Annotated in this window: 6 protein-coding genes and 2 pseudogenes; 5 read left to right on the forward strand and 3 right to left on the reverse strand. The window is 60.5% G+C overall.

Annotation, left to right across the window (positions count from 1 at the left end; genetic code table 11):
• Positions 1-163 (forward strand): annotated as a pseudogene (locus ACFPOU_RS19550) (IS5-like element ISDge16 family transposase); the annotation flags it as partial.
• 483 nt (positions 164-646) lie between these two features.
• Positions 647-1,518: pseudogene (locus tag ACFPOU_RS19555) on the forward strand (IS3 family transposase); the annotation flags it as partial.
• Positions 1,519-1,531: 13 nt separating this feature from the next.
• On the opposite strand, the gene tssK reads toward ACFPOU_RS19555, so the two are convergent.
• Positions 1,532-2,863 carry a type VI secretion system baseplate subunit TssK gene (gene tssK / locus ACFPOU_RS19560; RefSeq protein WP_379725192.1) on the reverse strand — a complete coding sequence of 444 codons (1,332 nt, stop codon included), beginning with the start codon at positions 2,861-2,863 and terminating at the stop codon, positions 1,532-1,534.
• A gap of 154 nt (positions 2,864-3,017) precedes the next feature.
• On the opposite strand from tssK, the gene tssE reads away from it, so the two are divergent.
• From tssE to tssG, 3 genes are read left to right on the forward strand one after another with little or no spacing between them, the layout of a single operon-like run.
• The gene (tssE, locus tag ACFPOU_RS19565; RefSeq protein ID WP_379725195.1) at positions 3,018-3,533 is read left to right on the forward strand and encodes a type VI secretion system baseplate subunit TssE; all 516 of its coding nucleotides are present in this window, start codon (positions 3,018-3,020) and stop codon (positions 3,531-3,533) included.
• Positions 3,534-3,560: 27 nt separating this feature from the next.
• Entirely contained in the window at positions 3,561-5,411 is a 1,851-nt protein-coding gene (gene tssF / locus ACFPOU_RS19570; RefSeq protein WP_379725198.1) for a type VI secretion system baseplate subunit TssF, read from the forward strand.
• The gene (gene tssG / locus ACFPOU_RS19575; protein ID WP_379725202.1) at positions 5,375-6,481 is read left to right on the forward strand and encodes a type VI secretion system baseplate subunit TssG; all 1,107 of its coding nucleotides are present in this window, start codon (positions 5,375-5,377) and stop codon (positions 6,479-6,481) included. The genes tssF and tssG overlap by 37 nt, the downstream gene beginning before the upstream one ends.
• Here tssG and ACFPOU_RS19580 read toward each other — a convergent pair.
• Together ACFPOU_RS19580 and ACFPOU_RS19585 are read right to left on the reverse strand one after the other, a co-directional pair.
• The gene (locus tag ACFPOU_RS19580; protein ID WP_379725205.1) at positions 6,478-7,035 is read right to left on the reverse strand and encodes an AcrVA2 family anti-CRISPR protein; all 558 of its coding nucleotides are present in this window, start codon (positions 7,033-7,035) and stop codon (positions 6,478-6,480) included. The two genes, tssG and ACFPOU_RS19580, sit on opposite strands and share 4 nt — an antisense overlap.
• 13 nt (positions 7,036-7,048) lie before the next feature.
• Complete coding sequence (locus ACFPOU_RS19585) at positions 7,049-7,387, reverse strand: hypothetical protein (RefSeq protein ID WP_379725208.1); 339 nt, start codon at positions 7,385-7,387, stop codon at positions 7,049-7,051.
• Between the last annotated feature and the right edge of the window lie 632 nt (positions 7,388-8,019).

Genomic DNA, 8,019 nt, shown 5'->3' on the forward strand with positions numbered 1-8,019 from the left:
ACCTCCGCGGTTTGACGCCCACATCTACAAAGGACGCAACGTCGTCGAGCGCGCCATCAATCGACCCAAGGACTTCCGCGCCATCGCCACTCGCTACGACAAGCGCGGCCATAACTTCCTCGCTGCCGTGACCGTGGCAACAATTATGTTATGGCTCCTATGAACTCAGTCAGACACGCCCTAGGGCAAGCAAGTCAAAATCAGCGCGTTTGCACTGTCCTCGGTGCAGTACGAGGCCCAACTCTTGCTGGGCAAATCGTGGCTCAAGCCCTCGACAGGGCCGGATCCGAAGCGCCTCGGTTTGAACTCCTTCCCGATCGTCAGTGCGGGGAAGGCGAGCCGACCCGATGTACGGCCGTGCTTCGGCTAACGGCAGATGGCAAGACTTCAGCACACCAAGAGGAGAGATAGTAATGCAAAAGAAACCGATCAGTGCTGGCAAGGTAGCTGCCGGCACGGCTGCTTACCTCATAGTGGGGTGGCTCCAAATCTTGATTCAACTCCCCCTGGGACCGTTCGCCTACCTGTTATATCCCGCTGCAATGGCTTTGCTTGTGCCAGCGCCGGTCCTGATCTGCTTTGGCAAAACTAGACACTTCCGGACGTGAGTTTTTGGTCAATAACTCCTTTGCGGGAGGGCTTGACCATGAAGCGCAAACATTTTCCGGCAGAACAGATCGTATCGGTCTTGAAGCAGGCCGAACTGGGCATGGCGGTCTGCGACATTGTCCGGCAGCTTGGCATTTCTGAGCAGACGTTTTACCGCTGGAAGAAGCAGTACGGCGGTATGCAATCCGAAGGCGTGCGGGAGCTCAAGATCCTGCAGGACGAGAACGCACGGCTGAAGAAATTGGTAGCTGAGCTGAGTCTGGACAAAGCGATCCTGCAGGACGTCGCCTCAAAAAATGGGGGGGCCCGCGCTGAAGCGTGAGGTGGTCGATTACATCGTCGATCACTACGGATTGAAATTGGCGCGGGCCTGCCGGCTGATCAAGCAAGTGCGTAGCACGCAGTATTTGTCGAGCAAGAAGGATCCGAAGCTGGCACTGCGCCAGCGCTTGCGCGAGCTTGGCCCAGGTACGCGTTCGTTGGGGCTACCGGCGCCTGCACGGACTGCTCAAGCGCGAAGGCTTTCAGCTGGGCGTCAATCAGACCTACCGCTGGTATTGCCTGGCGCGGTTGCAGTTGCGCGCCTGGCGCAAGAAGCGGCGCAGGAGTGCAGTGGCCCGCCAGGCGCGCATGCAGCCACGTAGAGCGAACGACGCATGGAGAATGGATGTTGTAGCGGACCAACTCGCAGACGTAACGAAAATTCGACTGCCGACGATTATCGACATCTACAGCCGGCAGTCCTTGGCCATCGTGGCCGGCCATCGCTTGCGCGGAGAAAACGTGGTAACTGCACTCAACCGGATCGTCGCAAAACGCACGCCCCCGAAATGCCTGTTCGTCGACAACGGCAGTGAATTTTCGGGGCAGATGCTGGACCTGTGGGCCTACCACCATCAGACCAGGGTTATTCGAGGTGACCTTAAGTAACGGCGATCAACTCGATCTTCAGCCCAGGTATCCCGTCCGGCGCATAAATCGCCAGCGCTCCCGCATCCAGTGCCTTTTCATACAGCGCGCTTTTCGTGGACACGGAGAAGTAGTAAGAATTGGGGCGCACCGGGATTGCCGGGGGAACCTGGGGCATGTGAGCCAACGGCACGCCAGGCAAGGCCGACCCGACAATGCTCTCAAGATTCTCAGGCGCGGCGACCTTGAGCCTCATCGGCACCGTCGTTACCAGTTCAAGCCCTGGCATGTCGGCGGTGACCGACAGATAGAGCTGTGTCTGTTTCGTCACCCTTGCCGGGTCGAGTACCGCTTGCGAGTACGCACGCCGGCTGCGGTCGGCAACCAGCGGGATAATGAAATACTTTGTCCCTATGACCGTGTCGACCAGGTCACGCAGCAATGCATCGAGCTCCATGAACACTTCGCCCAGCGCCTCGTGACGGTATGCCGGCAGATCGGCTGTCTTGTAGCGGTCGGAAAAAGTCATTAGTCCGCCAGCCGCGGCGAGCATCTGCTGAAACATGATTTCCGGATGAAGTCCTGGGGACCGGGCGCAGTGCATGAGCAGCGCGTTCGCTGTGCTGACGATGTTGAGCATCCACCACGATGAAATGTCGCCTGCCCCGACTTCGTACACTTCGTTACTCGCCTTGCGGTGCATGCGTTGGAGCGAGTCGATCTTCGTGGTCATCACGCTGACCAGTCCATCCAGCATGCGCCGAAGACCAGGTTCGGCGCCAATCGTGACGCTCGGTGGAATGAACGACGGGATGATCTCGAACCCGCCCTGCTCTGCGCGACGAATCTGGACAACGGCAACGCTGGTATGTGGAGCACGCACTTCAGCCTGTGCTACCAGCCTCGCCTGCTTTTTCAGGAATGGCACCTCGATCGCCAATGCGTCACTGAACAAATCTGGCGTGCACTGGTCGCAGCGCACGTAGCGCCCGTTTTCGTCGGCATTGCCTCCGTGTGGCTTGACGAGGGCGAGCGCCACGTGAAATGTGAACGTATCAATGTCCGCTGGCACGCGCGAGAGGTCGACCGGCTCAGGCAGCATGTCAGCCCCCGGCGCCTCGTATATCTCACCATCGGGGAAAATGATCGACATTGAATCTGCACTGAGTCGGTTGTGCCCAAGCCCGTCCAGGTTCCACTGCACCGAGCGCACGCCCCAGAAGTACGGGTTCAGGGCCGACGCGATCCGCTGCAGCCGCGTCTCGTGGTAGAGATCTTGACGCTGGAAGTGTTGCGGACCCAGCGTCAGGCCTTCCGACCACATGATCTTCGATGTCCCGCTCATGCTTCCTCCGCCTAATGTTCTTGATAAAGAGATTCTTGGAAGAATGGCTTTGCATGTCGTGACAGGTCTTGATCTGGCTCAACCCAGCTCCCTATTGGCTTATCCAGTGTCTCCATTGCGATGACGCAAAATTTCCTTGCCTCAAGACTCGATAATGGATGCCGTGGTCACTTCCGGCCCCATCGAGGAGAACACGATGCAAGGCTTTACTCCCGGGCTGTTCGACCGTCTGGACGATGACAGCGAGCATGCGCCAGGCAACAAACGCCTAGTCCGCGCTCATGCACTGGCCGAGGCCATGCGCAGCGTTACACGCGACCTGCAGGCCCTCCTCAACACCCGGTCGGCCCTGGCACCAGCGTCCCTCGCGCCCTACCCCGCGGTGTCGGGTTCCATCGTGAACTACGGCCTCATCGACTTCGCCGGCATGTGCATGAACAGCGACACCGATCAGCAAGAAATCTGCAAATCCGTTCGGCTGGCAATCGAGCGCCATGAGCCGCGATTGCACAAGGTCGAGGTGACACTGCGGGCGCGCAAAGGCGCCATCAACCGTGTCGACTTCGTTATCACGGCTCAGCTCAAAACTGGCTCGCTGACCGAACAGATGTCTTTCAATGCCGTGTTTCGTCCTTCTCTCCAGCAGTATTCGATCGAAGGTACGAATTAGAAAGTAGAAAGCGCAATCGCCAACCCTATGGATGAACTGTTCACGAAGTACGAGCGCGAGCTCGTGATCCTCCGGTCACTGTGCCGGGAATATGCGCAGCGCTATCCCAAGGTGGCGGCAAAACTGCAGATGGGCGGAGACACATGCGACGACCCACATGTGGAACGCCTGATCCAGGGCGTCGCCTTGCTCAGCGCACGTGTCGCAAAGCGCCTGGACGATTCATACCCTCAGTTCACCGAGGCGTTACTGAACCTGCTTTTCCCTCACTACTTGCGACCATTTCCGTCATGCGCGATCGCACGCTTTGTTGGCAAGCGAGGCGCGGAGGAAAAACCCAACGCCATCCCCGAGATGCCCCGCGGTACCCTGCTTCAGTCCGCGGCAGTGGATGGCGTGCCGTGCACATTCAAGACCGTCTATGACGTCAGCCCTTCCGCGGTCGTGCTGGCCGAGGCAAGTTTCGAGACGCTCATCTGCGCACCTGTCGCCACACGCCTGCCCGAGGACGTCACCTCTTCGCTAACGCTCAAATTCGCATCGGCGGGCGCAGGAAAGCCGCTATCCCCGGCCACGGCCACTGGCATTCGCGTGTACGCCGACGGTGACTCATCCTTCTGCGCCGCGCTGCGCGACGCACTCTTCGTGCATACGCGGGCCGCGTACGTGCAACTGGACGACGACGGGCCTTGGGAACGGCTGCCAATTGTTCCGATCACGCCAGCCGGCTTTGCAGACGATGAGGCGCTCATTCCATTCGAGGCCCGGTCGCACAAGGCTTACCGAATCCTCGCCGAGTATTTCGCCTTTCCCGAGAAATTCAACTTCTTCGACATCGACATTCCCGGGCTGCTCCCCAGGATCCCTGCCGACCGCACGCACTTCACGCTGCACCTTGCGATTGCCGACATCTGTCCCGACGGCGACAAGGCGCGGATGCTGGCAAGCCTGTCGAAGCAGCATCTGCTGCAAGGATGCACACCTGTGGTCAACCTGTTCAGGCAGCCGGGCGTACCGATCACGTTTGACCAGCTCTCCGCCGACTACACCCTGCTCGCAAGCGCAGATTTCCCGCAGGCGTATGAGGTGTACTCGGTCGACAAGGTGCACATGGTGCGCCAGCGCGGCAGGGACGCAGCCGTCACCGAATTTCGCCCCTTCTATTCGCTCAAGCATGGTGAAGAAGACGGCACGGAACGAGGTCGCTACTGGCTGATGCGCCATGATGAGACACTCGCACTCTGCAGCCCCGGCCACGAGAAATCGATCGCGCTCGTCAATGCCGATTGCGAGCCACTCGACGCCGAGAGAAACACCGTGTCCATCGAACTGAGTTGTACGAACCGCAACCTGCCGTGCTCGCTCAAGATCGGCGCGTCCGAGGGCGACCTGTTCGTTCCTGGAGCGACGAGCAGCGACGTAATACGCCTATTACGAAGGCCAACCCGCCCGGCCCGGCTAGCGAACGGGCCTGCCATGCATTGGCGCCTTATCTCGCACCTGGCGCTCAATCATCATTCACTGGCACTGGAAGGCGCTGAAGGTCTGCGCGAGATGCTGACCCTGTACGACCTGGCGCCCTCGCCTGTCTCGCGCCGGCAAATTGCGGGCATCGTTGCCCTCGATCAAAGCGAAACCACGGCCTGGATCAGGCACAAGCACGGATCGTCGCTCGTGCACGGTACCGAAATTCGCCTCACGCTCGACGAGGAAGCCTATGCCGGCGCCGGCGTGCACCTGTTCGTGCAGGTCCTCGATCAGTTCTTCGCGCTGTACGTTCACCTGAACAGCTTTGTCGAACTCGTCATCCTGTCTCGCCAAAGCGGAAAGGAACTATTCCGATGCAAGCCACGAAGCGGAAGCATGAATCTAGTGTAATCGGGCTACTGTTGGGCGAACCGCATCGGTTCGAATTCGCGCAGCTGCTCAACCTGCTGTTGCGCGATCTGCGGCGCCAGGGCATCCCCTATGAGCGTGCATTTCGCGATGTGCTCTCGTTTCGCAACAGCCTGTCCCTTTCGTTCCCGGCCAGCGAAGTTCAGGCGCTCGATGTCGAGCCGAAAACGCAGGATGCGCTTGGCACGATGCGCGCTGGTCAAGTAAAACGCATCCGTATCACGCCGGCGTTCATCGGGCTGCTGGGCGCCAGCGGCACGCTGCCCCTGCACGACACCGAGCGGATCGCCGCGCGCAAGGCACATGACGGAGACGCCAGTCAGCGGGACCTGCTTGATGTTCTGTCGAACCGCTTGATTGGGCTGTTCTATGAGGCGTGGGGTAAGTACCGGGTCGAGCATGGCCTTGACGTCCGCGGACAGGATCTCCTGCTGCCAATAATGACATCCTTGTCGGGTACGAGATCGCGCCCCCTGCAGGGAGGCGAACAGTCGGCTGGCCGGGTGAGGCAAGAGACCGCAGCGTACTTTGCCGGACTGCTCAGGACCCGGCCCGTATCGGCGAGCACCGTCGAACAGGTCCTTACCGCCTACTTCGGGGTACCAATCCGACTGGAGCAGTTCGTCGGTTGCTGGGATCCGATTCCCGAAAACCGTCGCAGCACGCTCGGCACCACGACGCCGACCCTCGGTTACGGCGCCGCGCTCGGTGTACGCCTGTGGCGCCACGACCTGAGCGCCCGGCTGCACATCGGGCCGCTGGATGAAGCGCAAGCTCAGGGTTTTCTTCCTGGCGGCGTCTCACTAGCAGCGCTGGAAGAGATGGCCAGCGTCTTTGCCGTGCCGATGTTGCGCTATGAAGTGCGGCTCCTGCTGGCGCCCCCTTGCGTCAAGCGGCTCACCTTGAGCACAAGGACGGCCCCACGCCAGCTCGGCTGGAACACTTTTCTCACCGGGACACCGGGCGTCACCAGCCGCCCTGACATCAGGTCTGCGCTTCGCCTGCCCGGCCGCCCGTCCTCAGGCCGGCCCCCCGATGCCTGGCCTGGCTAAGGTCCGGTAACCGCCGCGGCGCCGGCCCGGTACGATCTTGGTGAGGGCACTTCGCCCTGCAGTTGCTCCGCGTGAATGAGTACCGGCGCGACGAAGATAAGTTTGCGCTGCTGGTTGCCAACCCCATGAGCCTGCATTCGAAAATGCCCGCGGCGCCAGTGTGGCGCCACCCCGCTTCCCGTCCCGCCTGCCGCGGCGGCTGAAGGCAAGGATTCTGGGCCGATAAGGATGCTGTTATACAGGGAGGCAGCCCTCTGCAACACTTTGGCGCGCTTGCGCTCGCCCAATCCGGCAGCGCGACCCATCGTCTCGTCGTATTCAAGGTGCTGCATCACCCGCGCCTGCTTCAAGGCCATGTAGAGGAATACCCTCACCACGTAGCTGACAGCCGCATGCATCGGCCGGTGGAACTCGTCCACAGGCTCCCCTGCGACAGCGTCAAGCACCTTGTCCAGCCACTCGCCGACAGTGGTGCTTCCCCTGTCCGTCTCGCCGAGCAGTGCGACGTGGCCGTTGTAGCGATCCTGCCGCTTGCTGACGAAGACGAGTTCCAAGGTCCAAAGGGTTTCACCTTTGGCGCAACGTGCGGAATCCTGGGTTAAAGAAACAGAAAACACCATCGAAGACGCGGTCGGGGGCGTGCGATGCCGGTACCTTCAGGTATTGCATTGCCGCTTCGCCGAAGCGCAGATACTGGGCCCGATAAGGTGGCGCGACGATACTCATTGGCAGGCTGAGGTCAACGTCTGAATTTGTCAGCAGTGTTTCCAGCGCTGGCGTGGCCTCGATCACCGTCCCCTTATTCAAGTGGTATTTCAGGTTGGTGCTGACCTCGACCGCGAGCATACGACGATTCGCTTCTACTTTCTCGGTCTCCTCCTTCGGCACAAGAGACATGGGATGCATGTGCCCCAACTGCCAGGATACCTCCTGCCTGATGCTCCAGCAGAGCGTGCCCCGATCTTGCTAGCGGCGCCAGACCTCGGTGCTCCCGAGCGCTCGCGTCCAGGCGTCGATCGCTCCCTGGTTGCGGAACTGGACCGGATACGGCCGGCCGAAAAGGGTCGTCACCCGGCTGCAGTCCAGCGCCGGGGCGACATCGATAACATCGTCCGCCGGCCTCCGCGACGAACGACGGCCAAGCACGATCGGGGCGGCACCTCCGGTGGGCGCTGGCCCATATCGTTTCAGGTTTTTTGGCATGCCAGGTCCACCTATCAAAGCGGTTCGATAAAACTGCAGTCAGGAAAACTGTAGACATGGCTCAGGGAAACGTATTGATTGCCATCAATTTCGCTTTGGCGACACCGAGGTAACGTAGCCGCTGGACAATTTTCCACTTGCGCTACGGCTATGCCGAGCGGCTATCGGAGGCAGTCAATGGGCGTAAGCCAGGTAATCGCGGCCGGTGCCGCGCTGTCGGCGTTCAGCGGCAACTCGCAACACAACCGCCTGATGCGGCTGGATTTTCCATTCGAGGATGGGCCGCCCGCCATCCTGCTGCCGAACAAGCTCGTCGCCCGCGAGGAAGTCTCGCG

Source organism: Massilia jejuensis (genome assembly GCF_042656795.1).
Classification (GTDB): domain Bacteria; phylum Pseudomonadota; class Gammaproteobacteria; order Burkholderiales; family Burkholderiaceae_D; genus Telluria; species Telluria jejuensis.